This window comes from Streptomyces sp. NPDC048254 (assembly GCF_043201895.1).
GTDB lineage: Bacteria > Actinomycetota > Actinomycetes > Streptomycetales > Streptomycetaceae > Streptomyces.
Window position 1 is genome coordinate 194894 of sequence record NZ_JBICZJ010000009.1, and the last position, 23493, is coordinate 218386.

Here is a 23493-nt window from a genome sequence, read left to right on the forward strand (position 1 = left end):
CGCCCCGGCCGCGCCCGCCGCTCCGGCACGGACGGCCCCGCCGTCCCCGGCCGCGCCCGCCGCTACGGAGCCCCGGTGGCCGCCGCCCTGCCGTCGCCCGGCCCGAACACCGTCAGCGCCTCCGTGTCGGTCACCCGGGAGTTGAGGTAGCAGTCCGCCCACTCCGCGATGTCCGGGTACACGCACTCGGCGCGGAGCCGGGCCACCGCCGCCGGGATGTCGTACGACGTCACACGCAGGTCGGTCCCGGGGCCCAGGAGGCACCAGTGGGCGCCCGGACGGCCGTAGGGCATGCCCACGCTGCCGGGGTTGACGACCAGGCGGCCGCGGGCGAGGCGGGTGTACGGCATGTGGGTGTGGCCGCAGACGACCGTGGTGACGGCGGGGTCGATGCCGGTGAGGACCTCCGCCCAGCGGTCCGCCGAGGAGTCGACCAGGACGATCTCCTCGTCGTCGCGGGGCGTCGCGTGACAGAACAGGACCGGGCCCAGGCCTCGGATCGTGAGGGTGGCCGTCCTGGGGAGCGCGGCGAGGAAGTCGACCTGTTCGGCGGTGAGCGCGTCCGCCGCGAACGGGCCGATCGGGTCCGGGATTACGGTGCGTTCGCCCCTGCGGTACTCCACCAGCTCCCGGTCCGCGTTCCCGGACACCCACAGCACCCGGTCGCCCAGCTCGCGCAACGCCTCGATCACCCGGTCCGGTTGCGGGCCCGCCGTGATGTCGCCGGTGAGGACGATGCGGTCGGCCGCGCACACGTCCGGCTCCGCGAGGACCGCCTCCAGCGCCGGCAGCACCCCGTGGATGTCGGAGAGGACCGCCACCCGGTTCAATTCCGCCTCGTACACGCTCACTTCCCGTCCCATTTCCCGTCCCCCTCCGGTTCCAGCCCCTCGGCCAGCACCTCCGCCAGATGCCTCCCCCGCACCCCCGCCAGCTGTTCCAGTTGGGTGCGGCAGGAGAAGCCGTCCGCGAGGATCACCGTGTCCTGCGGTGCCTCGGCCACCGCCGGCAGCAGCTGTTCCTCCGCGCACGCCCTCGACACCTCGAAGTGGCCTTTCTCGAAGCCGAAGTTGCCTGCCAGGCCGCAGCAGCCGCCGGCCAGGTCGCCGGTGAGGGCGGCGGCCTCGCGGAGACGGCGGTCGGCGGTGTCGCCCAGTACCGCGTGCTGGTGGCAGTGGGTCTGGCCGGTGACTCGACGGTTCAGGCGGGGTGGGGTCCAGTCCGGGGCCAGGCGTTCCAGGGCCTCCGCGAAGGTGACCACCGCTCCCGCCAGACGGGCCGCGCGCGGATCGTCCGGGAGGAGCTCCGGCAGGTCCGCGCGGAGGGCCGCCGCGCAGCTGGGTTCCAGGACCACGAAGAGGGGCGGGTCCTCCACGTCGGCCAGTTCCGGCAGCACGAAGGGGCCCAGGAGGTCGAGCGTGCGGCGCAACACCGCGCGCGCCTCGTCCAGTTGGCCCGTCGAGAGGTACGTCAGCCCGCAGCACGCGCGGGAGGTCCGGCGGGGCCGGCGAGCGGACATGCCGACGCTCGCCACCCCGCCGTCGGCCGACCGCCGCACCCGCCACGGTCGCGTCGGGAGCTCCGCCACGCCCACGCCCGCCGCCTCCAGCACCCGTACGGCCGCCCGGCCCACGGACGGTGACAGGTGCTCCGTGAACGTGTCCGGCCAGAGGAAGACCATCCGCGCCGGGAAGTCCGGCCGGCGTCCCGCCCGCGCGTCCGCCATCCAGCCCCGCAGGCGCCTGCGCTGCCGGCGCCGCAGCCACCGGCTGAACGGCTCCCTCGCCAGGCGCGGGATCCGCCGCTCCGGTGCGACACCGCCGACGCGTTTGGCCAGCGCCGCCAGCGGGCGTACCGCGGCGAGCGCGTTGACCAGCCCCGCCGTGCGCGTACGGGCCACCAGGCGCAGCCAGCGCGGCAGCCGGCCCATGCTGTAGTGCGACGGAGGACGGCGGCGGCCCGCGTAGTGGTGGTACAGGAACTCCGCCTTGTACGTGGCCATGTCCACCCCCACCGGGCAGTCCGACCGGCAGCCCTTGCAGGACAGACACAGGTCCAGCGCGTCCCGGACCTCCGTCGACCGCCAGCCGTCCGTCACCAGCTCGCCCGCCAGCATCTCGTGCAGCAGCCGGGCCCGGCCGCGCGTCGAGTGCTCCTCCTCGCCGGTCGCCCGGAAGGACGGGCACATCACGGACGCGCCGGACACCTCGGTCGTACGGCACTTCGCGACGCCCACGCAGCGGCGGACGGCCGCGGAGAAGTCGCCGTTGTCGGAGGGGTAGCCGAAGGCCACCGGCACCGGCTCGCGGGGGAGGACGGCGAAGCGGAGGTTCGTGTCCAGGGGCGCGGGCCTGACCAGCATGCCGGGGTTGAGGAGGTCGTCCGGGTCCCAGATTCCCTTCGCCCTCTCGAACAGCGCCACCATCTCCGCGCCGTACATCCTCGGCAGCAGTTCCGCCCTCGCCTGGCCGTCGCCGTGCTCCCCGGAGAGCGAGCCGCCGTGGGCGACGACGAGGTCGGCCAGCTCCTGCGAGAAGCGGCGGAAGCGGGCCACGCCGGCCGCGCCGAGCAGGTCGAAGTCGATGCGGACGTGGATACAGCCGTCGCCGAAGTGGCCGTACGGGGTGCCCCGCAGGCCATGGGCGGAGAGCAGGCCTCTGAAGTCCCGCAGGTAGGCGCCCAGTCGGGCCGGCGGCACCGCGCAGTCCTCCCAGCCGGGCCAGGCCTCGCTGCCGTCCGGCATCCGGGTCGCCGTACCGGAGGCGTCCTCGCGGATGCGCCAGAGCGCGCGCTGCCCGGCCGGGTCGGTGACGACCAGCCCGTCCAGGGCATCCGCCGCGCGGACGACCGCCTCCGCACGCGCGCGTGCCTGCGCGGCCGACTCCCCGCCCGTCTCCACGAACAGCCAGGCGCCGCCGCGCGGCAGTCCGGCCGGGGACCGCACCAGGTCGGCGGCCATGCCCTCCACCGTCAGCGGGGCGGCGGCCAGCAGCCCGGCCGCCGCCTCCGCCGCCGCGCTCTCGTCGGCGTACCCGAGCACCGCCAGCGCACGCGCGCGCGGTGACTCGACGAGGCGGACGGTCGCCTCCGTGAGGATCCCCAGCGTGCCCTCGCTGCCGCAGAAGGCGCGGGCCACGTCGGCGCCCTTCTCGGGGAGCAGCGCGTCCAGGGCGTACCCGGAGATACGGCGGGGCAGGTCGGGGAACCCGGTGCGCAGGCGGGCCAGCTCCCCGGCCACCAGCTCGCGCAGGCCCTCCGGTGCCCCCGCCCAGTCCTGTCCCGGCCGCAGCCGCCCGCCCCGCGCGGTGCGCACGTCCAGCTCCAGGACGCTGTCCGCCGTGGTGCCCCAGGCCACGCTGTGCGCGCCGCACGAGTTGTTGCCGATCATTCCGCCGAGCGTGCAGCGGCTGTGCGTGGAGGGGTCCGGGCCGAACCGCAGACCGTGCGGGGCGGCGGCCTCCTGGAGACGGTCCAGGACCAGACCCGGCTGGACGACGGCCGTACGGGTGACCGGATCCAGGGCGAGCAGACGGTTCATGTGGCGGGTGAAGTCCAGCACCACACCGGTGCCCGTGGCCTGCCCCGCGATCGACGTGCCGCCGCCCCGGGCGACCACCGGCACCCCGTGGGCGCGGCACACCTCCAGTACGGCCGCCACGTCGGCCGCGTCCCGAGGGGCCACCACCCCCGCCGGGACCCGCCGGTAGTTGGACGCGTCCATGGTGACCAGCGCCCGCGACGTGACGTCGAACCCCACCTCGCCCCGGACGGCCCTGCGCAGCTCAGCCTCCAGCTCGACCATGCCTCCCAGTCTGCCCGCCGGCGCCGACGATGACGCGGGACGAGGGCCGCGGAACCGCCTCGGACGGCGGCCATGTGACGGCGCCGGGACATGGGCCGGCCCGTCACCAGCCCGCGCCACGCCCGCACTCCCGCCCGTCTCACCCGACGGACTACATTTCGACCACGTTTCCTCCAACGACTACGCTCGCCCCGTGGCTGACATCCAGATCCCCGCTGACATCAAGCCCGCCGACGGACGCTTCGGCGCGGGCCCCTCCAAGGTGCGGACGGAGGCGCTGGACGCGCTCGCCGCCACCGGTACCTCTCTCATGGGCACCTCCCACCGCCAGGCCCCGGTGAAGAACCTGGTCGGCCAGGTCCGCGAGGGCATCAGCTCCCTGTTCTCCCTCCCGGACGGCTACGAGGTCGTCCTCGGCAACGGCGGATCCACCGCCTTCTGGGACGTCGCCACCCACGGTCTGATCGACGCCAAGTCGCAGCACCTGAACTTCGGCGAGTTCTCGTCCAAGTTCGCCAAGGCCGCGGGGCTCGCCCCCTGGCTGGCCGAGCCCACCGTCATCGCCTCCGACCCGGGCACCCACCCGGAGCCGCGGGCCGAGGCCGGCGTGGACGTCTACGCCTTCACGCACAACGAGACCTCGACCGGTGTCGCCATGCCGATCAAGCGGGTCGCCGGGGCCGACGAGGGCGCGCTCGTGCTCGTCGACGCCACCTCCGGCGCGGGCGGCCTCCCCGTCGACGTCAGCGAGACCGACGTCTACTACTTCGCCCCGCAGAAGTCCTTCGCCTCCGACGGCGGCCTGTGGATCGGCGTCTTCTCCCCGGCCGCGATCGAGCGCGCCGAACGCATCCACGCGTCCGGCCGGCATGTGCCGGAGTTCTTCAGCCTCCCCACGGCGATCGACAACTCCCGCAAGAACCAGACGTACAACACCCCGGCCCTCGCCACCCTCTTCCTGCTCAACCAGCAGCTGGAGTGGCTCAACGGCCAGGGCGGCCTCGCCTTCTCCACCGGCCGTACGAAGGACTCCTCGACCCGCCTCTACACCTGGGCCGAGGAGAGCAAGTACGCCACCCCGTTCGTCGCCGACCCGGCGAAGCGCTCGCAGGTCATCGGCACGATCGACTTCGCCGACGAGATCGACGCGGCCGCCGTCGCCAAGGTGCTGCGCGCCAACGGCATCGTCGACACCGAGCCCTACCGCAAGCTCGGCCGCAACCAGCTCCGCATCGCGATGTTCCCGGCGATCGACCCGGCCGACGTCGAGGCGCTGACGAAGTGCGTCGACTACGTGATCGAGAAGCTTTGACGCGTATGACGGCGAAGGGCGCCCGGTGCCGGACAGGCACCGGGCGCCCTTGCTCATCCGGCCGTACAGCTCACGCTCGGCACGGCCCGCCGCCCGGCGCGCCCCCGAACCCGAAGCTCGCCGAACCGCCCACGGGGACAGTCCCGTTGTGCGCGGCGTTCACGGCGGTGACCTTCCCGCCGCTCTGGGTGTACGACGCGTTCCACATGTTCGTCACGTGCTGCGCGCCGCCCCACGTCCAGGTCACGGTCCAGGAACCGAGGGCGGTGGTACCGGTGTTGGTGACGGTGACGGCGGCGTTGAAGCCGCTCCTCCAGTCGCTGCTGACGGCGTAGGAGGCGGCACAGGTGGCCGTCGTACCCCCGCCACCCCCGCTCCCGCCCCCGCTGCCCGGGAACAACGGCGCCTTCACGCTCGCCAGATAGCCGTCCTTCACCGTGTCCACGGTCACCCAGTCGTCCTTCAGGATCCCGCCGGTGTCACCGGAGTCGGGGTTCCAGGACCAGAAGGTCCACTGGAAGGAGTCCGCGCCGTACGTCGCGGTCGGCCGCAGGTAACTCACCAGCGCGGCCAGCCACTTCTGGTCCACGGTCGAGGCGAGCGTCGTACCGAACTCGCCCAGCCACACCGGCGCGATGTTCTGCTTGAAGAGGTAGCCCCAGTACTTGTCCCAGATCCCGGGCATGTTGGCGGGGAACGTGGGATCGCTGAACCAGCTCTGCTGGGCCACGCTGGTGGCGTCTGCACGCCCTCGACGAAGATCAGCAGGTCGGGGTTGACGGACAGCACGGCGTTCCCGGCGCGCTGGGCGGCGAGCCGCCAGTCGATCGTGGTGTGACCGAGCGGAACTGCGGGAGGGCGGCGGCCGCGACCCGTGCCGTTCGGGTGGGCTCGGCGGTGGCGGTGCCGGGGACGGTCAGGCCCAGGGCGGCCGTGAGCAGGCAGACCCTCCCGGCCAGGCGCAGGGCGTTGCGGCGCATGGGTGCGCCCATTCCGTGCGGCGGTATCCGGTCGCGTGGTGCCGCCCCCGTCCCGCGGGCCACTTCCCAGCCTGCCCGGACCGGCCCACGGCCGCCCCGCCGGTGACCCGGAAGGGTGACGTGGGCGAAGACTCAGTGCCGACGGGTGGGTGTGCGCCGCAGCCGGCGCAGCCCGAAGAGGGCGAGCACGGCGACACCGACGGCGATGGCGCCGACCTTGACCTTGCCGCTCGCGGGGCTGCCGCTGTCGCCGGAGGCGGCCGAACTCCCGCCGCCGGACGGCGACGTGCCGGCCGCCGCCCCGCCCGGCACGTCCTCGGCCTGCACCGGACTGTCGGTGCCCTCGCTGCCGTACATCAGCCTGGTCCCGTCGGCGGAGTAGCTGACCGACTCGCCCTGCTTCTGGAGCGGCACGTCGAGCCGCCCCTCGCGCTTGATCTTCCCGCCGTTCCAGTCGTAGTAGATGCCGCCGAGGTAGCCGCGTACGACGAGCTGCTTGCCGTCGGGCGAGAAGGCGGCGTCGGTGGCCCAGAGGTCGACGGTGGCGACGGGCTTGAAGATGTTGGTGCCGGAGGAGGACAGGGTCGCCGGGCCCTCGTAGAGATGCCCGCCGTCCTCCTTCTTGTCGATGATGTACACGCGTCCGGTCTTGGGGTGGACGATCAGCGACTCGGCGTTCCGGGCGCCGTTCGCGTACTTGACGATGTACTGCGTCGCCTTGATCGTCTGGTTCTCCAGGACCTTCGGCTCGGGCAGCCGGTAGATCCACACGTACGGCCAGCTGCCGTCGAGGTTGTCGCCGATGTCCCCGACGTAGATCTGGTTGTCGGGCCCGATGGAGATGGCCTCGACGTCACGGGGCCTGCCGATACCACTGAGCGTGACCGTGGCGACGGTCTTCCCGGTCGCGCTGTCGACGGCGTAGATGTAGGGGCCGTCGTCGCTGTCGTTGTGCGTCCAGTAGATGCCGGGGTGCAGGTGGGAGGCGGCGAGACCGCTGGACTCGGTGATGCGCGGATCCGTGATCGTGAACCCCTTGTCACCGGCGCCGTCGGCGGCGGAGGCGGGTGCGGCGGCGAGGGCCCCGGTGAGCAGGACCCCGGCGAGGAGGGCGAACGATCGTCGGCGCATGGGCCCAAGCCTGCCATCCCGCACTGTGTTTCACGGCCCGGGGCCCGTGGGTGACGTGGCGGTCCTCACACCCCACCGCTCCCGCTGATCGTCCATCATGAGCGGATGCTCAGGTTCATGCCCGTCGGGGACTCGATGACCATCGGCAGTACGGGCGAACACACATGGCGGTACCGCATGTGGCAGCACCTGTGCGCGACCTACGGCGGCCCGTTCACCCTGGTCGGCCCGCGCGAGACGCTGTACGACAAGCTCGCCGACGCGCCCGTGTCGTACACCTACGCCGATCCCGGCTTCCCCCGCGCCCACCTGGCCGGGTGGGGCGAGGGCTGGCTGCACATGGCCCCGCTGATCGGGGAGGCGGTGCGGTCCTGCCGCGCCGATGTCCTGCTGGTCTCCCTCGGCCTGATCGACCTGGGCTTCTACACCAACGCGGAGCAGACGGCGGCGAACGCACGGTCCTTCGTCGTGGCCGCGCGCGAGGCCAACCCGCGCATCCGCATGGTGGTGCTGCCGGTGATCCCGAACATCCGGGCCGCGTCGGACCCGCAGTTCGCGGAACAGGTGAACCTCTTCAACGAGCTGCTGGCGAAGACGGTCGCCGACCTGGACGAGCCCCGCTCCCCGCTGCTGCTGGCCTCGCCCCCGCCGTCGTACGACATCGACACGGACACCTACGACGGCACCCACCCCAACGCGAACGGCGAACACCGGATCGCGGAGGCGTTCGCGGAGGCGATGTGGCAGGGGTGGGATCTGGGCGGGGAGTACGAGGCCGCAACGGACTGACCGGATTCCGCCGTTGCCCGGTCACTGTGCGTATCGTTGAACCGCGCGGCCGCACTCGTGCGGAGGGTGGCCGGGGAGGAGCGCCAGGATGACCGTCCTCGAAGACAGGATCGCGATGGCCGAGAGCGACGACGAGATCACGCTCGACGAGCTGTTCGAGCGGATCGAGAAGATGCCCGCCCCCGAGGGTTACAAGGTCGAGATCGTCGAGGGGACCGTCTTCATGGCACCGCAGCGGGACACCCACTGGGAGATCATCGCGGACATCTACGAGCAGTTGCGGACCAAGTACCCCCGGAAGCGGGTCAAGTCCGATGTCCGTGTCGACTACCCGGGGCATCTGAACGGGTTCGCGTCCGACGTGACGGTGATGGCCGAGGAGGCGGTGAAGAACGGGAAGGGGCTCTGGCGTTACCAGGACGTCGAGTTCGTCGCCGAGGTCATCTCCCGGGGCACCGCGGCCAACGACTACGGCCTGAAGAAGAACGCCTACGCCCAGGCCGAGGTCCCCGTCTACCTGATCGCCGACCCCTACCAGCGCCGCTGCCACATCTACACCAACCCCAAGGGCGACGACTACGCGACCGAGACCAAGGTCGACTTCGGCGACGAGGCGGACCTCACGGCCACCGTCGTCGGCCTCACCCTCAAGACCGACGAGTTCCCGACCGACTAGCCCTCCACGCACCGGAGTTGAGCCGTTGCCGCAGGTACGTTCGGCTAGGGTCGGGCGTGGATCGGCTCCCCTCGGCTGTGCCTGCCGTCAACGCGTGCGAAGGTGATTCCGGATGCTGAACTACGGCCTCGACCTCTCCGTTCTGGAGTGCGGCCTCGCGGTCCCCGACCTGGTGGCCGAAGGGGACGAACTCGACGCCCTGGTGTCGGCGCATCCGGACTGGACCAGGCCCACACCGGCCGCGGGGTGGACGATCGCCCACCAGATAGCTCATCTCGCTTCAGCCGACGCCAACGTTGTCATCGCCATACGGACCCCGGAGGCGTTCGGCACCGTGCTGAAGCAGGCCGAAGCCGCGGGCGCCCGGTACGCCGATCTCGACGCCGCCGAGGGCGCGGCCGAACCGCGGTCGGCACTGCTGGCCCGCTGGCGCGCGGGCCGGACCGAGGTGGCGGCGGCGCTCCGTGACGTACCCCGGGACCACGGCTTCCCCTGGTACGGCTCGCAGCTGACCGCGGCGCTCATGACACCGCTTCGGCTGATGGAGACGTGGGCCCACGGGCAGGACGTCTTCGATTCGCTCGGTGTGTCACGTCGTCCGACCGACCGGCTCAGGCAGGTGGCCGCCTTGGGAGTGACCGGACGGGAGCTGTCCTTCCACGCCGCACAGTTGCCCGGTCCGGCGGAGCCGTTCCGTATCGAGCTGACCGGTCCCGGTGGCCAGACCTGGGCCTGGGGCCCGGAGAACGCGGCGCAATGGGTTGAGGGCACCGCCCTCGACTTCTGCCTCCGGGTCACCCGGCGCAGGTCCCGAGCCGAGACCGACCTCAGGGCGGTCGGCGAGGACGCGGACAAATGGCTCGACATCGCGCGCGTCTTCCTCTGAAGAACCACGGGCCGACCGACCCGAAAGACCTTGCCTAGAGCGCACTCCACGACGTTGGCTGGGTGACCATGAAGTACACGCAGCTCGGACGTACCGGACTCAAGGTCAGCCGACTCGTCCTCGGCACCATGAACTTCGGCCCGCAGACAGACGAGGCCGCCAGCCACGCGATCATGGACGCGGCGCTGGACGCCGGCATCAACTTCTTCGACACCGCCAACGTGTATGGCTGGGGTGAGAACAAGGGGCGGACCGAGGAGATCATCGGCAGCTGGTTCGCCAAGAGCCCCGCCCACCGCGACAAGGTCGTGCTCGCCACCAAGGTGTACGGCAACATGGCCGGCGACGGCGACGCCTGGCCCAACCACGACAAGCTGTCCGCCGTCAACATCCGGCGGGCCGTCGACGCCAGCCTGAAGCGGCTGGGGACCGACTACATCGACGTCTACCAGTTCCACCACATCGACCGCCGGACCCCCTTCGAGGAGATCTGGCAGGCGATCGACACCCTCATCGCACAGGGCAAGGTCCTGTACGTCGGGTCCTCCAACTTCCCCGGGTACAAGATCGCCCAGGCCAACGAGATCGCCGCCCGGCGCGGCGGCACCATCGGCCTCGTGAGCGAGCAGTGCCTCTACAACCTCGCCGAGCGGCGCGCCGAGATGGAGGTCATCCCGGCCGCGCAGGACTACGGCCTCGGGGTCATCCCCTGGTCGCCGCTGCAGGGCGGGCTGCTGGGCGGGGTCATCAAGAAGGAGGTCCAGGGCGGCCGACGCGCCTCCGGACGGGCCGCCGACACGCTCGCCAACCCCGCCACCCGCGCGCAGATCCAGTCGTACGAGGACCTGCTCGAAAAGCACGGCATCGAACCCGGCGAAGCCGCCCTCGCCTGGCTGCTCACGCGTCCGGGGGTGACGGGCCCGATCGTCGGCCCGCGCACCGCCGAACAGCTGGAGTCGGCACTGAGGGCCGGCGAGCTGGAGCTGAGCGAGGAGCTGCTGACCGGCCTCGACGAGATCTTCCCGGGTCCGGGCCCCTCCCCGGAGGCCTTCGCCTGGTAGCCGACGTCAGGGGCAGCGCCCCCGAAGGGGCGCGGGGCTGTATCAACATGCGGCTCCGCCGCGATGGGGGTCCCCCCGCTCGAGCGAAGCCGAGAGTGGGGGAGCGACCAGCCCGTACGCGGCGGAGCCGAAAACGGCGGCCGCAGTTCCCCGGCCGGCCCTCACCTCATGGCAGAGGCCACGGCAACCACCACGAACAACAGCACAAGCGCACCGGCCATGATCCGGTTCCGGGTCTTCGGGTCCACGGCAACGAGCCTAACCGCCCGCCCTTGGGGCCTGCCCGGCGGATCCTGCCGCAGACGCGGGGTGTGGCACGCACTCCCCCGGAGGGGGACCCCCAGCGGCGTTGTCGTCACTCGCCGACGTCCCCCAGCCTTCGGCCGGGGGTGCCCCCACCGCGTCGCCCGCCGCGGCAGCGGCTGATCGGCTACGCCTCCTCCGCCTTGCAGCTGCACGCACCACACCCCGCTCACCGGCACCGATCAGTCACCGGCGATTTCCTGCGACCCGATCCGCCGGGCAGGCCCCAGCCCCCAGCGGGCGACCACCTCGTACCGCGGCTGCTCCCCCGGCACCCCCGACGTCGGCAGGTTGCTGCGCACCAGCGCCAGCTCCCCCACCGTCCAGGTCCGGCTCGCGAACTCCGTGAGCAGCTCGACGTACGGCCGTACCTCCACCGCGTCCCGGCTGCGGGCCACCGTCAGGTGCGCCTTGTAGCGGCGGTGCTCCCCCATCGGTACGCCCGCCTTCCGCGCCGCCGCCTCCGCGCGGTCGGCAAGGAGCCGGAGGGTCTCCAGGTCGCCGTCGGCGCCCGCCCACAGGGCCCGGCCGTGGCCGAACTGGCCGCCGCCCGCGACGGACAGCGGGAAGGCCGGCGTGCGGTGGGCCGCGCGGGCCAGCCGGTCCGACAGGTCCGGTACGACGTCCTCCTCGACCTCGCCGTAGAACGCGAGCGTGAAGTGCCAACCGGGGCGGCCGGTCCAGCGCAGCGCGTCCGCGCCCGGCAGCCCCTTCAACCGGTCGACCTCGGCGGCGAGTTCGGCGGCCACCTCGGCCGGGGGCAGCACGGCGGCGAAGAGTCTCATGCGGACCACCCTGCCATCATGAGGAGATGCAGATCACCATCAGAGAAGGCGGACCCGACGACGTTCCCGCGATACTCGGGATGCTCGACAGCTGTGTGGAGTGGCTGGTGGGACAGGGGCGGACCGAGCAGTGGGGGGCTACGCCGCTGTCGGAGAGCCAGAAGACGGTGGAGTCGGTCGTCGGCTACATGGACGAGGGTGTGACCTACATCGCCGAGGCCGACGGAGTGCCGGCCGCCGCGCTCACGGTCACCGACGCGCCCGGCGCCTATCTGTCGCATCTCCCGCCGCCCGGCGAGCCCGAGCGGTACATCCACTGGCTCGCCTCCGACCGCCGGTTCAAGGGCCACGGCGTGGGCAGCGCCCTGCTCGCGCACGCGGCCGAGGAGACCCGGCGCGCCGGGGTCTCGCTGCTGCGGGTGGACTGCTACGCGGGCGCCGACGGCAAGCTGGTCCGCTACTACGAGGGCAACGGCTTCGTCCGCACCGAGACCTACACCGCCGGGAACGGCTGGGCGGGGCAGGTGCTGGCCCGGCGGCTGTAGTAGGCCCTCCGGGCCGGCACCTGTACGTGTCTCACGCGGCCGCGGCGAGCTCCTCCTGCTCCTCCCGCGGGACGAACCGCACCCGCGGATGGCCGCCGTGCCAGCCGACCGACAGGCGCAGATTGCCGACGCGGGCCAGGACCAGGCCGATCACCACGGCCGCCGCGGCGGCTATCGCACCGCCCACCGCCAGGCCGGCGCGGACGCCGTACGCGTCGGTGATCCAGCCGGCGATGGGTGCGCCGATGGGGGAGCCGCCCATGAACACCATCATGTACAGGGCCATCACCCGGCCCCGCATGGCCGGGTCGGTGCCCATCTGGACGGTGGTGTTGGCGGTGACGTTGACCGTCATACCGAACATGCCGATCGGGACCATGAGCAGCGAGAACAGCCAGAGGGACGGTGCGGTCGCCGCCACCAGCTCCAGTCCGCCGAAGGCCACCGCCGCCGCGAGCATCACCCGCAGCCTGGCCGTGCCGCGTCTGGCCGCGAGCAGGGCGCCGGCCAGGGAGCCGACCGCCATCAGGGTGTTGAAGAGGCTGTAGGAGCCGGCGCCCGCGTGGAAGACGTCGTCCGCGAAGGCGGAGAGGTAAACGGGGAAGTTGAAGCCGAAGGTGCCGATGAAGCCGACCAGGATGATCGTCCACGTGAGGTCGGGGCGGCCGGCCACATAGCGCAGGCCCTCCCGCAGCTGGCCCTTTCCTCTCGGCGCCCGCTGCACGACGTGCAGGTCACGCGCGCGCATCAGCAGCAGGCCGGCGATGGGGGCGACGAAGGACAGGCCGTTGAAGAGGAAGGCGTAGCCGGTGCCGACGCCGGTGATCATCAGGCCGGCGACGGCGGGGCCGACCAGGCGGGCCGACTGGAAGTTCGCGGAGTTGAGGCTGACCGCGTTCTGCAGCTGGTCCGGGCCGACCATCTCGGAGACGAAGGACTGGCGGGCCGGGTTGTCGACGACCGTGGCGAGACCGACGACGAAGGCGGCGAGGTAGACGTGCCAGACGTGCACATGGCCGGAGAGGGTCAGCAGCGCGAGCGCGATGCCGGTGAGGGCCATGGACGCCTGGGTGACGAAGAGTGCGCGCCGCTTGTTCAGCCGGTCGACGAGGACTCCGCCGTAGAGGCCGAAGAGCAGCATCGGCAGGAACTGCAGGGCGGTGGTGACGCCGACGGCCGTCGCGGAGCCGGTGAGGCTGAGGACCAGCCAGTCCTGGGCGATGCGCTGCATCCAGGTGCCGATGTTGGAGACGACCTGGCCCGCGAAGAACAGGCGGTAGTTCCTGACCTTCAGCGAGCCGAACATCGAGGACCTGCGGGATGCGGGGGTAGTAGGGGCGGTCGGTGCGGGGGCGGAAGGTGCTCCGGATCCCGTACTCAAAGTGGGTTCGCCTCCTCGTGAAGGGTTTTACAGGTGTGCGAGCTTCTCCAGGACGGGGGCGGCCGCGCGGAGCTTGGCCCATTCGTCCTCGTCGAGGCCGTCGACCAGGCCGGCCAGGAACGCGTTGCGCTTGCGGCGGCTCTCTTCGAGCATCGCCTCGGCCTGCTCGGTCTTGGTGACGACCTTCTGGCGCCGGTCCTCGGGGTGCGGCTCCAGACGGACCAGTCCCTTGGCTTCGAGCAGCGCCACGATGCGGGTCATCGAGGGCGGCTGCACATGCTCCTTGCGGGCCAGCTCACCGGGGGTGGCCTGGCCGCAGTTGGAGAGGGTGCCCAGCACCGACATCTCGGTGGGGCTCAGTGACTCGTCGACCCGCTGGTGCTTCAGCCGTCGCGAGAGTCGCATCACGGCGGAGCGGAGGGAGTTCACGGCGGCCGCGTCGTCGCCATGGGTAAGGTCCGGCATGTCCTTAGAGTAACTCATTACCCTTCCTAAGGACCACCCGGACACGCCATTGTGCCCGTGACCTCGGCCACTGAACCTGTGAAGTCGGGGGTATTCCCCGGAAAACATCGCGTCACCCTTACGGGTGAGCCGAATCCGGAAAGTGACGCATCGGGCGCCCGGATGTGGCGCCCTCGTATGCATGGGGACCAGTGTGCTCAGCCTGCGGATAGACAAAGAGCTGCTCGACCGGCTCCGGCACCATGCGGCGAAAAGGGGAATGAGCGTCCAGGACTACGTGGTCCGGACGCTCATTCGGGACGATTTCGACGAGCGGTTCTCGGCCGCCGTCGAGGAGACGGAGCGGTTCTACGGCGACCAGGTGAAGGTCACCTGAGGCCCCGGGAGGTCACGTGAGACCCAGCGCCGGCATCAGGTAGTAGAAGGCGAACACGGCCGCGACCACGTACATCGCGACCGGGATCTCCCTGGCCCGGCCGGCGGTCAGCCGCAGCACCACGAAGGTGATGAAGCCCATGCCGATGCCGTTCGTGATCGAGTAGGTGAACGGCATCATCACCATGGTCACGAAGGCCGGGATCGCGATGGTGTAGTCGGCCCAGTCGATCTCCTTGATCGAGCCGGCCAGGATCAGGAAGCCCACCGCGAGCAGCGCCGGGGTGGCCGCCTGGGACGGGACCATCGTGGCGATCGGGGTCAGGAACAGCGCCACGGCGAACAGCGCGCCGGTGACGACGTTGGCGAAGCCGGTGCGCGCGCCCTCGCCGACGCCCGCCGTCGACTCCACGAAGCAGGTGGTGGCCGAGGAGGAGCTGGCACCGCCGGCGGCGACCGCGACGCCGTCGATGAAGAGGACCTTGTTGATGCCCGGCATGTAGCCCTGGGCGTCGGTCAGCTTGGCCTCGTCGCTGACGCCCATGATCGTGCCCATGGCGTCGAAGAAGCAGGACAGCAGGACGGTGAAGACGAAGAGGATGCCGGTCAGCACGCCGACCTTGTCGAAGCCGCCGAAGAGGCTGACCTTGCCGAGCAGGCCGAAGTCCGGGGTGGAGACGGGGTTGCCGGGCCACTTCGGGACGGTCAGGCCCCAGGTCGTCACATGGGCGACGGCGTTGATGATCAGCGCCAGCACGGTCATCGCGACGATGGAGATCAGGATCGCGCCGGAGACCTTGCGGACGATCAGCCCGAGGGTCAGCAGCACGCCGAGCACGAAGACCAGGACCGGCCAGCCGTTGAGATGACCGTCGGTGCCGAGCTGGAGCGGAACGGTGGTCTGGGCGACGTCCGGGATCCGGGTGACGAAGCCGGAGTCCACCAGACCGATCAGCATGATGAACAGGCCGATACCGATCGAGATCGCCTTGCGCAGGCTGTAGGGCACGGCGTTCATCACGCGCTCACGCAGACCGCTGGCGACCAGCAGCATCACGACGAAGCCGGCCAGCACCACCATGCCCATCGCGTCCGGCCAGGACATCCGGGGCGCCAGCTGGAGGGCGACGACGGAGTTCACGCCGAGACCGGCGGCGAGCGCGATCGGGACGTTGCCGATGACACCCATGAGCAGCGTGGTGAAGGCGGCGGTGACGACGGTGGCGGTGACCAGCTGACCGTTGTCGAGGTGATGGCCGTACATGTCCTTCGCGCTGCCGAGGATGATCGGGTTCAGCACGATGATGTACGCCATCGCGAAGAACGTGGCGAAGCCGCCGCGCACCTCGCGGGCGAGGGTGCTGCCCCGCTCGGAGATCTTGAAGTACCGGTCGAGCGCGCCGTACGCGGGGGTCGCACCCGGCTGTTCGGGGGCGGGGGCCTGAGTGGGAGCCGGGGTCGACATTGGAGGTTCCTACGATCAGAAGTAGCCAGACACAAACGGTTTCAGTATGAACGTATGAGTACCAGATCGCTATCTCCGCGCGTAGACACCAGGGATGCGTAAGCTGAGCACCATGGCGAAGTGGACCCCCGAGCACGAAGCACCGGAGCCCCTGGAGGGCCCCGTCGTCCCGACCATCGTCGGCGGCACGATCGTCTGGTTCGTCCTCTTCCTGGTCCAGCTCCCCTTCTACGGCTGGTACGCCGACCACGGTCACACCTGGTGGGTGTGGACCTGCCTGGCCGGCGGCGGCCTCGGGCTGATCGGCGTCTGGTACGTGAAGAAGCGGGACGCGGCCATCAAGCGGGCGGAAGCGGCCCGCGCCCTGTAGGGGAACCACGCCCTGTAGGGGAAGCCGTAAGGGCCGCCCTACAACCAGGGCACGACTTCGCTCCTCCCCTGGTCGGATCTTCCGGGCACTCGGCAGGTGAACGCGCAAATCCGCACGTACCGTCGGACGTATGACGCACATCGACGCGGGCGCGGAACTCGACCCTGTGCATCCGGTCCCGCTGCCGGCCCCGGCCCGGCCGAGCGGGCTGACCGCCGCCGAGGTCGCGGAACGGATCGCGCGCGGCCAGGTGAACGACATTCCGGTGCGCAGCAGCCGCTCGTTCGGCGAGATCGTGCGCGCGAACGTCTTCACCCGGTTCAACGCCATCATCGGTGTGCTGTGGGTGGTCATGCTCGTGGTGGCGCCGATCCAGGACAGCCTGTTCGGCTTCGTGATCCTCGCCAACACGGGCATCGGCATCGTGCAGGAGTGGCGGGCGAAGAAGACCCTGGACTCGCTCGCGGTGATCGGCGAGGCGCGGCCCACCGTGCGCCGCGACGGGGCCGCAGTGGCGGTGGCCACGAGCGAGATCGTGCTCGACGACCTCATAGAGATCGGCCCCGGCGACAAGATCGTCGTGGACGGGGTGTGTGCCGAGGCCGACGGCCTGGAGATAGACGAGTCGCTGCTCACCGGCGAGGCCGACCCGGTCGTCAAACACCGCGGCGACCAGGTGATGTCGGGGAGTTTCGTGGTGGCCGGCGGCGGCGCGTTCGAGGCGACGAGGGTCGGCCGGGAGGCCTATGCGGCCCAGCTGGCCGAGGAGGCCTCCCGTTTCACGCTCGTCCACTCCGAGCTGCGCTCCGGTATCTCGACCATCCTCAAGTACGTGACCTGGATGATGGTCCCGGCCGCGATCGGCCTGGTCGCCACCCAGCTGGTCGTCAAGAACAACGGCCTCAAGGACGCCGTCGCCCGCACGGTCGGCGGCATCGTCCCGATGGTCCCCGAGGGTCTGGTCCTGCTCACCTCCGTCGCCTTCGCGATCGGCGTGATCCGGCTGGGCCGCCAGCAGTGCCTGGTCCAGGAGCTCCCCGCGATCGAGGGCCTCGCCCGCGTCGACACCGTCTGCCTCGACAAGACCGGCACGCTCACCGAGGGCGGCATGGACGTCACCGAGCTGCGGGCGCTGGACGGGTTCGACGAGACGTACGTACGCAAGGTGCTGGGCTCGCTCGGCGAGTCGGACCCGCGCCCGAACGCCTCCCTCCAGGCGATCATCGACGCCTATCCGGACAGCGAGGACTGGCGGTGCGTGGAGTCGCTGCCCTTCTCCTCCGCCCGCAAGTACAGCGGGGCGACCTTCAGCGAGGGCGACGGGGAGCTGAGCACCTGGCTGCTGGGGGCGCCGGACGTGCTGCTCGCCGACGGCGACCCGGCGCTGGCCGAAACCGTACGCCTCAACGAGGACGGGCTGCGGGTGCTGCTGCTCGCCCGCGCCACCCGGGACCTCGACCACACGAAGGTGGCCGAGGGCGCCCGCCCCACCGCCCTGGTGGTCCTGGAGCAGCGGCTGCGCCCCGACGCCGCCGACACGCTCCGCTACTTCGCCGACCAGGAGGTCCGGGCGAAGGTGATCTCCGGCGACAACGCGGTGTCGGTCGGTGCGGTGGCCGCGAAGCTCGGCCTGAGCGGTACGACGGTGGACGCCCGTCGGCTGCCGGCGGAGCGCGGCGACATGGCCGCGGCCCTCGACGAGGGCACCGTCTTCGGCCGGGTCACCCCGCAGCAGAAGCGGGACATGGTGGGGGCGCTGCAGTCACGCGGGCACACGGTCGCGATGACCGGGGACGGCGTGAACGACGTACTCGCCCTCAAGGACGCCGACATCGGGGTCTCGATGGGCTCGGGCTCCGAGGCCACCCGGGCGGTCGCGCAGATCGTCCTCCTCAACAACAGCTTCGCCACGCTGCCCTCGGTGGTGGCCGAGGGGCGCCGGGTGATCGGCAACATCACCCGGGTCGCCACCCTGTTCCTGGTCAAGACGGTCTACTCGGTCCTGCTCGCGGTGCTCGTGGTCTGCTTCCAGGTCGAATACCCCTTCCTGCCCCGGCACCTGACGCTGCTGTCCACCCTCACCATCGGCATCCCGGCCTTCTTCCTGGCCCTCGCCCCCAACAAGGAACGGGCCAGACCGCACTTCGTCCGCCGCGTGATGCGCTACTCGATCCCGGGCGGAGTGCTGGCCGGGGTCGCGACCTTCGTCACGTACCTGCTCGCCCGTCACTACTACACGGGCCCGGGCTCCCTGGACGCCGAGACCAGCGCCGCGACCCTCACCCTGTTCCTGATCTCGATGTGGGTCCTGGCGATCATCGCCCGCCCGTACACCTGGTGGCGGGTGGTGCTGGTGGCCTCGATGGGCGTGGCGTTCGTGTTCGTCCTCGCGGTACCGGCCCTGCAGAGCTTCTTCGCGCTGAAGCTGGTGGGGACCGTGATGCCGTGGACTGCCGTCGGCGTGGCCGTGGTGGGGTCGGCGGTGCTGGAGCTTCTTTGGAAGTGGGTGGAGCGGAAGTATCCGGTGTGATGCGGTTGTGGGGGACTGCGCGGCCCGGTGGGGGTTGATCGCGCAGTTCCCCGCGCCCCTTACGGGGCGCTGCCCCTGGGGGCGTTTCCTACTACTGCACGTCGACGTAGTCGCCCGTGGCGCTGACCGCCGGGGTCGTGGAGGTGCCCGCGAAGGAGTAGCGGTAGTAGCCGTCGACCGACGCGGTGGTCGTGGTCTTCAGGGCGCCCGTGGAGGACGACTTGATGGTCTTCAGCGTGGTGTAGGTGCTGGAGCCCTTCTTGCGGAACTGGAGCTTGACCGACTGGCCGGCGTAGCCGGAGTACTTGGCCGCGTCCCAGTTGGCGCGGGTCAGGGAGCCGGTGACCGTGATGGTCTTGCCCTTCTTCACCGGCTCGGGGGCGGCGTTCACCGTCAGCTTGGACAAGCGCTGGACCGAGACCTTGCCCAGGCTGTTCCCGAAGGTGGGGTTGCCGTCCTTGTCGAAGGCGATGGCGCCCGCCTGCCAGGTGCCGGCGATGCTGTTGACCATGTCCGTGTGACTGGCGCTGAGGGTGGCCTTGCAGCTCTCGACGGTCGAGGAGGTGTCCGTGCAGGTCGCCAGGTCGGAGGGGGCGACGCCGTACTCGGACGACTTGATGTCGGTGCCGTGGTAGATGACCGGGATGGTGTCGAAGTCGCTGCTCTTCAGGCTGGCGGCGTGGGTCACCTTGTAGGTGATCGAGAACTTCACGGAGCCCGTGGCGGGCACGACAACGGCCTTGCCGCCGTTGACCTTCACGCTGGAGAAGGTGACGTCCAGCGTGGTGCTGCCGGCGGCGTGCGCGGCCGGGGCGACGAACGCGGAGATGGCCAGGGCGCCGGAGACGGCGGCCACAGTGGCACGAATGCGCATGGATTCCCCAGTGGGAACAGTGGGCGCGGGGCCCAAGTGATCTAGGGAGTCTGTTGACTCAGTGATCAGATCCACGAGGGGCGGGAGTGGTTGTACGTGCGAGACGTAATCCGGTCAGATTTTGATTCTTTTGCGACCGGATTACGTCTCCTTGGGATTACTTCACGTCGACGTAGTCGCCCGTCGCGTTGACCGCCGGGGTCGTGGAGGTGCCCACGAAGGAGAAGCGGTAGTAGCCGTCCACCGTCGCCTTGGTGGTCGTCTTCAGGGTGCCGGTCGAGGACGACTTGATGCCCTTGACGTTCGTGTACGTGCTGGAGTTCTTCTTGCGGAACTGCAGCCGCACGGACTGGCCGGCGTAGCCGTGGTACTGGCCGTCGTCCCAGTTGGCGCGGGACAGCTTGCCGGTGACCGTGATGGTCTTGCCCTTCTTCACCGGCTCGGGGGCGGCGTTGACCGTCAGCTTGGACAGGCGCTGGAGCTTGGTGGTGGCCAGGTTGTCCCCCTCGGCGTAACCGATCTTGCTCCAGTCGTCACTGGTCGGGTCCTGCCCGTTGAGGGCGAGCGCGAAGCCGAACGCCTTCCAGGTGGTGGCGTCGGAGTTGGTGAGCTCCTCGTCCGCATAGACGTCGATGGTGCCCTTGCAGCTGGCGGTGGTCGTCGAGGTGTCCGTGCAGGACGGCCAGTCGACGCCGAACAGCTCGTTCGTCGGCTCCAGGATGTCGCCGCGGTAGATCTCGACGTCCATCAGGAAGTCGTCCGCGTGGATGTCGACGTCGGCGCCGTGCGTCACCGTGTAGGTGACCGGGAACGTGCCGTGGGTGGTGGTGCCCGCGACGATCGGCTTGCCCTTGTTGACCTGGACGTTGGAGAAGGACAGGTCCAGCGCGTAGGGGTCGCCCGCGTCGTCCGCGGTCGAGGCGGTGTACGCCGACCGGCCGGCGGTGCCCTGGTGCGCCTGGGCGAGCTTCGCCAGGCCGGAGGGGCTGTAGGAAGAACCGCCGGCGGCCTGTGCGGCCGGCACGGCGAGGGCGGAGAGGGCCAGGACGCCGGAGACGGCGACCGTGGTGGCGCGTATGCGCATGGGTTCCCCTGCATGGAAGTGACCGGAGAGTCTGTTGACTCGCCCGATCAGATCCACAGGGCAGGGGAAAGGTTGTGCGATAAATCAAAAGTCGTGCGAGAGGTTCCTTCCGGCGGTCGCTCAGACCGTCGGCCACATCGTCTTGCCCGCCGCAAGTCCACCCTTGCCGTCGCCCGCGTACCACTTCAGGTCGCCGTTGGCCCACAGCGCGGCCAGGTCCGCCTTGCCGTCGCCGTCGAAGTCGCCGCCGGCCACGGCGCGCATGGTGCTCCAGCTCTTGTCGGGCCACATCGAACGCGCCTTGTCGAAGGTGCCGTCGGCCTTGCCCGGATACAGGTGCAGCGCACCGTCACTGGCCACGGCCGCGATGTCGTCCCGCCCGTCATCGGTGAAGTCGGCCGTGGCGATGAGCTTCTTCTTCCAGGTCTTGTCCGGCCACATCGACTTCTTCTGGTTCACGAGGTTGCCGTCGGCGTCCCGCTTGTAGCTGTAGAGAGAGCCGTCGGACCACTGGAAGAGCAGGGTGTCACGGCCCGCCTTCCCGGTCCGCAGGGCGGCCACGGGAAGGCCGTTCTTCCAGCCGGCGTCGGTCCACAGCTGGGTGCGGCTGTAGAGGTCCGGGACCCACGAGCGCTTGCTGAACAGCGTGAGGTCGCCCTCGGTGTCGGCCGAGATCAGCTCGGTCCCGGGGGTGGTGTCGAAGTCCCCGGCGACGAGCTCCTTCTGGTTGCCGCGTCCGACGACCTTCAGGAAGGAGCCGTACTCCAGCGTGCCGTCGGCACGGCCCTGGAAGACCTGGGCCGAGCCGTTGGTGAGCAGCGCGGCGATGTCCGTACGGCCGTCGCCGTTGAAGTCGGCCGCGGTCATGACGTCGGTGACGTACTTCTGGCGGTTCGTCAGAAGTACTTTCTGCACCCAGTCGGCGATGTCGTCGACGCGGGTGGCGACGGCCCCGGTGCGGGTCTCCCGCGAGTTGAAGCAGCCGCCGTCCGAGGCGGCGCTGACCACGCCGACGACCCTGCCGCCGGCGTTGAGCACCGGACCGCCGGCGTCTCCCTTGCACAGGGCGCCGCCGGACGCGGCGGGGGAGATCGCCAGGGTGGTGGGGTTGACGAGGTCCACGCCGAAGGATCCGGTGTGGGCCCGCGCCGGAACCCACTCCAGCTTGGTGCGGCCGTAGCCGACAGCCGTGAGCTGGTCGCCCTGGGCCGGGGTGGCGCCGCTGACGTCGGCGGAGGCGATCTCGGGGAACGGTCCGTCCAGCGGGTCGGTGGCGGTGGTCGGGTCCTCGAGACGCGCCATGACCAGGTCGCGGCCCGAGTACGGCACGATCTCGCGCACCCGCTGCTTCAGCTCGGCCGTCGGCGTGGGCGCGTTGCCGTCGGCGGTCACGAGGGTGGGCAGGAGCGGCGCGCCCCGGGTGAGCGCGGTCGCCTGCCGGGGATCCGGGGCGAAGCAGCTTGCGGCGGTGAGGACCCACTGCTGGTCGACCAGGGTGCCGGAGCAGCCGCGTTCGTTGTCGGTGCCACCGGCGATGTGGAGCTTGACCGTGTACTGGTCGGCGCCGTCCGCGACCTGGTCACCGACGACGGACTGGGCCGGGGCCGCGGTCAGCAGACCGGTCGTCAGACCGGCGGCCGCGAGACCGGCGGCCCACACCATGCGCGCGCTGCGCGGACGGACGTCTTTCACGTTTTCCTCGAATCGGAGGGCGGGCTTCCGCAGGGCGCGCAGGGCGCAGGGGAAGCGGAGGAGGATACGGAAGGGCAGGGGGGCGCGGAGGGGCCTCGGCACCCGCGGAGCTCGGTGCGGCGGTGGTGCTCAGCCGGTCACCAGCAGTTCGACGAGGACCGACGGTGCGCCGCCGGTGCCCTCGCCGACGGACTGGAAGCCGCCCTTGGGGACGCTGACCGAGGTGGTCTGGCCGTTGCTGGTCAGGTCGGCGCGGACCGGGTGGTCGGCGCCCGCCTCCACCATGAAGACCTGCGGGAGTTCCAGCGTGAGGCGGCCGGTCTTCGCGGTGGCCTGGAAGCAATAGGTGCCGGCCCGGCCCACGGAGTCGTCCTTGCGGGTCAGCACCCGGATCTGCTGGGCCCCTTGGTCGCAGTCCGCCAGCAGAATGTGCCCGTCACCCTTCTTCAGCCGGATTCCCTTTTCGGCGAGCACGTGGTCGGCACCGGGATAACCGTAGTCCTCCACCGCCGCGGGCGGAGTTGAATCAGACGGTGATTGCGGTGGGTCGTCGGCCGATGCCACGGAAATTCCGGCGAGCGTGGCACACGCAACCGCTATTCCGGAAACGACGAGATTTCGGGCACGGAAAGGCACCGAAGATTCCCTTCCGGCGTGGATCCTCGCATCGAGAGACCCCCGCCAGGATGCGATGAGAAAATACAGACATGCATGGGCAGCAGCCGTTCACGGCCGCCAGATGCCCAGATCAGCCGGTTGCGCGCAGGCGCAACCGGTCCCCCCTTCATCCCCGTGTGAATACACGTCCGCGGCATCGCAGGCTGGTCGGGCCCGATTACCTCGAACGTAAAGTCGAGGCACAGAGTAAGCAAAGATTCGCCGTTCCGTCAACCTCGACCCCGCACCCGGACCCGCACCCACGGCACACCCGCTCCAGAAGATCACCATTGTCCGGTATAAGCGGGCCGACGCATTCGTCGCACCGTC

21 protein-coding genes and 1 pseudogene are annotated in these 23493 nt (G+C 70.6%); 9 read left to right on the top strand and 13 right to left on the bottom strand.

Annotated elements, in window-relative coordinates; genetic code table 11:
- Positions 1 to 62: 62 nt before the first annotated feature.
- Positions 63 to 863, bottom strand: a complete 801-nt coding sequence (locus ACGFZQ_RS25465) for a metallophosphoesterase family protein (RefSeq protein ID WP_393842244.1) — start codon at positions 861 to 863, stop codon at positions 63 to 65.
- Positions 848 to 3802 carry an FAD-binding and (Fe-S)-binding domain-containing protein gene (locus ACGFZQ_RS25470; protein ID WP_393842245.1) on the bottom strand — a complete coding sequence of 985 codons (2955 nt, stop codon included), beginning with the start codon at positions 3800 to 3802 and terminating at the stop codon, positions 848 to 850. Before ACGFZQ_RS25470 ends, ACGFZQ_RS25465 begins: the two co-directional genes overlap by 16 nt.
- 193 nt (positions 3803 to 3995) lie before the next feature.
- Here ACGFZQ_RS25470 and serC point away from each other — a divergent pair, with 193 nt between their 5' ends.
- Positions 3996 to 5114, top strand: coding sequence for a phosphoserine transaminase (gene serC / locus ACGFZQ_RS25475; RefSeq protein WP_393842246.1), 1119 nt, complete (start codon positions 3996 to 3998; stop codon positions 5112 to 5114).
- Positions 5115 to 5167: 53 nt separating this feature from the next.
- Here serC and ACGFZQ_RS25480 read toward each other — a convergent pair.
- The 3 genes and pseudogenes from ACGFZQ_RS25480 to ACGFZQ_RS25490 all read right to left on the bottom strand — a co-directional run.
- Positions 5168 to 5954, bottom strand: a pseudogene (locus ACGFZQ_RS25480) (cellulose binding domain-containing protein); the annotation flags it as partial.
- A complete protein-coding gene (locus ACGFZQ_RS25485) occupies positions 5876 to 6094 on the bottom strand; it encodes a hypothetical protein (RefSeq protein WP_393842247.1) in 219 nt (72 codons plus the stop codon). The gene ACGFZQ_RS25485 and the pseudogene ACGFZQ_RS25480, both read right to left, overlap by 79 nt.
- Positions 6095 to 6226: 132 nt before the next feature.
- Complete coding sequence (locus tag ACGFZQ_RS25490) at positions 6227 to 7225, bottom strand: WD40 repeat domain-containing protein (protein WP_393842248.1); 999 nt, start codon at positions 7223 to 7225, stop codon at positions 6227 to 6229.
- A 105-nt stretch (positions 7226 to 7330) separates the two neighbouring features.
- Here ACGFZQ_RS25490 and ACGFZQ_RS25495 point away from each other — a divergent pair, with 105 nt between their 5' ends.
- The 4 genes from ACGFZQ_RS25495 to ACGFZQ_RS25510 all read left to right on the top strand — a co-directional run bounded on the left by ACGFZQ_RS25495 (position 7331) and on the right by ACGFZQ_RS25510 (position 10637).
- Complete coding sequence (locus ACGFZQ_RS25495) at positions 7331 to 8014, top strand: SGNH/GDSL hydrolase family protein (RefSeq protein ID WP_393842249.1); 684 nt, start codon at positions 7331 to 7333, stop codon at positions 8012 to 8014.
- Between the two features lie 88 nt (positions 8015 to 8102).
- On the top strand, positions 8103 to 8690 hold the full coding sequence (locus ACGFZQ_RS25500; protein WP_393842250.1) for a Uma2 family endonuclease: 588 nt from the start codon (positions 8103 to 8105) through the stop codon (positions 8688 to 8690).
- A 112-nt stretch (positions 8691 to 8802) separates the two neighbouring features.
- Complete coding sequence (locus tag ACGFZQ_RS25505; protein WP_393842251.1) at positions 8803 to 9576, top strand: TIGR03084 family metal-binding protein; 774 nt, start codon at positions 8803 to 8805, stop codon at positions 9574 to 9576.
- Between the two features lie 68 nt (positions 9577 to 9644).
- Positions 9645 to 10637 (top strand): aldo/keto reductase, encoded by a 993-nt coding sequence (locus ACGFZQ_RS25510; protein ID WP_393842448.1) that lies wholly within the window; start codon positions 9645 to 9647, stop codon positions 10635 to 10637.
- 485 nt (positions 10638 to 11122) lie between these two features.
- Here ACGFZQ_RS25510 and thpR read toward each other — a convergent pair whose 3' ends face one another.
- Positions 11123 to 11725 carry an RNA 2',3'-cyclic phosphodiesterase gene (gene thpR, locus ACGFZQ_RS25515; protein WP_393842252.1) on the bottom strand — a complete coding sequence of 201 codons (603 nt, stop codon included), beginning with the start codon at positions 11723 to 11725 and terminating at the stop codon, positions 11123 to 11125.
- Between the two features lie 26 nt (positions 11726 to 11751).
- Between thpR and ACGFZQ_RS25520 the strand changes: the two genes are divergently transcribed.
- Positions 11752 to 12270: a GNAT family N-acetyltransferase gene (locus tag ACGFZQ_RS25520; RefSeq protein ID WP_393842253.1), complete on the top strand. Its 519-nt coding sequence runs from the start codon at positions 11752 to 11754 to the stop codon at positions 12268 to 12270.
- 31 nt (positions 12271 to 12301) lie between these two features.
- Here the strand turns inward: ACGFZQ_RS25520 and ACGFZQ_RS25525 are convergent, their stop codons facing one another.
- Together ACGFZQ_RS25525 and ACGFZQ_RS25530 are read right to left on the bottom strand one after the other, a co-directional pair.
- A complete protein-coding gene (locus ACGFZQ_RS25525) occupies positions 12302 to 13576 on the bottom strand; it encodes an MFS transporter (RefSeq protein WP_393842254.1) in 1275 nt (424 codons plus the stop codon).
- 102 nt (positions 13577 to 13678) lie between these two features.
- Complete coding sequence (locus ACGFZQ_RS25530; protein ID WP_351702944.1) at positions 13679 to 14116, bottom strand: MarR family transcriptional regulator; 438 nt, start codon at positions 14114 to 14116, stop codon at positions 13679 to 13681.
- A gap of 181 nt (positions 14117 to 14297) precedes the next feature.
- On the opposite strand from ACGFZQ_RS25530, the gene ACGFZQ_RS25535 reads away from it, so the two are divergent.
- Positions 14298 to 14492, top strand: coding sequence for a ribbon-helix-helix protein, CopG family (locus ACGFZQ_RS25535; protein WP_351737173.1), 195 nt, complete (start codon positions 14298 to 14300; stop codon positions 14490 to 14492).
- 12 nt (positions 14493 to 14504) lie between these two features.
- On the opposite strand, the gene ACGFZQ_RS25540 is transcribed toward ACGFZQ_RS25535, so the two are convergent.
- Complete coding sequence (locus ACGFZQ_RS25540) at positions 14505 to 15956, bottom strand: NCS2 family permease (protein ID WP_393842255.1); 1452 nt, start codon at positions 15954 to 15956, stop codon at positions 14505 to 14507.
- A gap of 112 nt (positions 15957 to 16068) precedes the next feature.
- On the opposite strand from ACGFZQ_RS25540, the gene ACGFZQ_RS25545 reads away from it, so the two are divergent.
- Together ACGFZQ_RS25545 and ACGFZQ_RS25550 are read left to right on the top strand one after the other, a co-directional pair.
- Complete coding sequence (locus ACGFZQ_RS25545; protein WP_351737479.1) at positions 16069 to 16326, top strand: DUF2530 domain-containing protein; 258 nt, start codon at positions 16069 to 16071, stop codon at positions 16324 to 16326.
- A 130-nt stretch (positions 16327 to 16456) separates the two neighbouring features.
- A complete protein-coding gene (locus tag ACGFZQ_RS25550) occupies positions 16457 to 18856 on the top strand; it encodes an HAD-IC family P-type ATPase (RefSeq protein WP_393842256.1) in 2400 nt (799 codons plus the stop codon).
- Between the two features lie 91 nt (positions 18857 to 18947).
- On the opposite strand, the gene ACGFZQ_RS25555 is transcribed toward ACGFZQ_RS25550, so the two are convergent.
- From ACGFZQ_RS25555 to ACGFZQ_RS25570, 4 genes are all read right to left on the bottom strand, one after another.
- Positions 18948 to 19730 carry a hypothetical protein gene (locus ACGFZQ_RS25555; protein ID WP_393842257.1) on the bottom strand — a complete coding sequence of 261 codons (783 nt, stop codon included), beginning with the start codon at positions 19728 to 19730 and terminating at the stop codon, positions 18948 to 18950.
- 157 nt (positions 19731 to 19887) lie between these two features.
- Entirely contained in the window at positions 19888 to 20814 is a 927-nt protein-coding gene (locus ACGFZQ_RS25560) for a hypothetical protein (RefSeq protein ID WP_393842258.1), read from the bottom strand.
- Between the two features lie 120 nt (positions 20815 to 20934).
- On the bottom strand, positions 20935 to 22506 hold the full coding sequence (locus ACGFZQ_RS25565) for a trypsin-like serine protease (RefSeq protein ID WP_393842259.1): 1572 nt from the start codon (positions 22504 to 22506) through the stop codon (positions 20935 to 20937).
- Positions 22507 to 22635: 129 nt separating this feature from the next.
- Complete coding sequence (locus tag ACGFZQ_RS25570; protein ID WP_351737163.1) at positions 22636 to 23013, bottom strand: hypothetical protein; 378 nt, start codon at positions 23011 to 23013, stop codon at positions 22636 to 22638.
- Between the last annotated feature and the right edge of the window lie 480 nt (positions 23014 to 23493).

Coding starts and splice junctions, on each gene's coding strand:
- ACGFZQ_RS25465 (WP_393842244.1), bottom strand. CDS start 863: ATGGGACGGGAAGTGAGCGTGTACGAGGCGGAATTGAACCGGGTGGCG.
- ACGFZQ_RS25470 (WP_393842245.1), bottom strand. CDS start 3,802: ATGGTCGAGCTGGAGGCTGAGCTGCGCAGGGCCGTCCGGGGCGAGGTG.
- ACGFZQ_RS25485 (WP_393842247.1), bottom strand. CDS start 6,094: ATGCGCCGCAACGCCCTGCGCCTGGCCGGGAGGGTCTGCCTGCTCACG.
- ACGFZQ_RS25490 (WP_393842248.1), bottom strand. CDS start 7,225: ATGCGCCGACGATCGTTCGCCCTCCTCGCCGGGGTCCTGCTCACCGGG.
- ACGFZQ_RS25495 (WP_393842249.1), top strand. CDS start 7,331: ATGCTCAGGTTCATGCCCGTCGGGGACTCGATGACCATCGGCAGTACG.
- ACGFZQ_RS25500 (WP_393842250.1), top strand. CDS start 8,103: ATGACCGTCCTCGAAGACAGGATCGCGATGGCCGAGAGCGACGACGAG.
- ACGFZQ_RS25505 (WP_393842251.1), top strand. CDS start 8,803: ATGCTGAACTACGGCCTCGACCTCTCCGTTCTGGAGTGCGGCCTCGCG.
- ACGFZQ_RS25510 (WP_393842448.1), top strand. CDS start 9,645: ATGAAGTACACGCAGCTCGGACGTACCGGACTCAAGGTCAGCCGACTC.
- thpR (WP_393842252.1), bottom strand. CDS start 11,725: ATGAGACTCTTCGCCGCCGTGCTGCCCCCGGCCGAGGTGGCCGCCGAA.
- ACGFZQ_RS25520 (WP_393842253.1), top strand. CDS start 11,752: ATGCAGATCACCATCAGAGAAGGCGGACCCGACGACGTTCCCGCGATA.
- ACGFZQ_RS25525 (WP_393842254.1), bottom strand. CDS start 13,576: ATGTTCGGCTCGCTGAAGGTCAGGAACTACCGCCTGTTCTTCGCGGGC.
- ACGFZQ_RS25530 (WP_351702944.1), bottom strand. CDS start 14,116: ATGCCGGACCTTACCCATGGCGACGACGCGGCCGCCGTGAACTCCCTC.
- ACGFZQ_RS25535 (WP_351737173.1), top strand. CDS start 14,298: ATGGGGACCAGTGTGCTCAGCCTGCGGATAGACAAAGAGCTGCTCGAC.
- ACGFZQ_RS25540 (WP_393842255.1), bottom strand. CDS start 15,956: ATGTCGACCCCGGCTCCCACTCAGGCCCCCGCCCCCGAACAGCCGGGT.
- ACGFZQ_RS25545 (WP_351737479.1), top strand. CDS start 16,069: ATGGCGAAGTGGACCCCCGAGCACGAAGCACCGGAGCCCCTGGAGGGC.
- ACGFZQ_RS25550 (WP_393842256.1), top strand. CDS start 16,457: ATGACGCACATCGACGCGGGCGCGGAACTCGACCCTGTGCATCCGGTC.
- ACGFZQ_RS25555 (WP_393842257.1), bottom strand. CDS start 19,730: ATGCGCATTCGTGCCACTGTGGCCGCCGTCTCCGGCGCCCTGGCCATC.
- ACGFZQ_RS25560 (WP_393842258.1), bottom strand. CDS start 20,814: ATGCGCATACGCGCCACCACGGTCGCCGTCTCCGGCGTCCTGGCCCTC.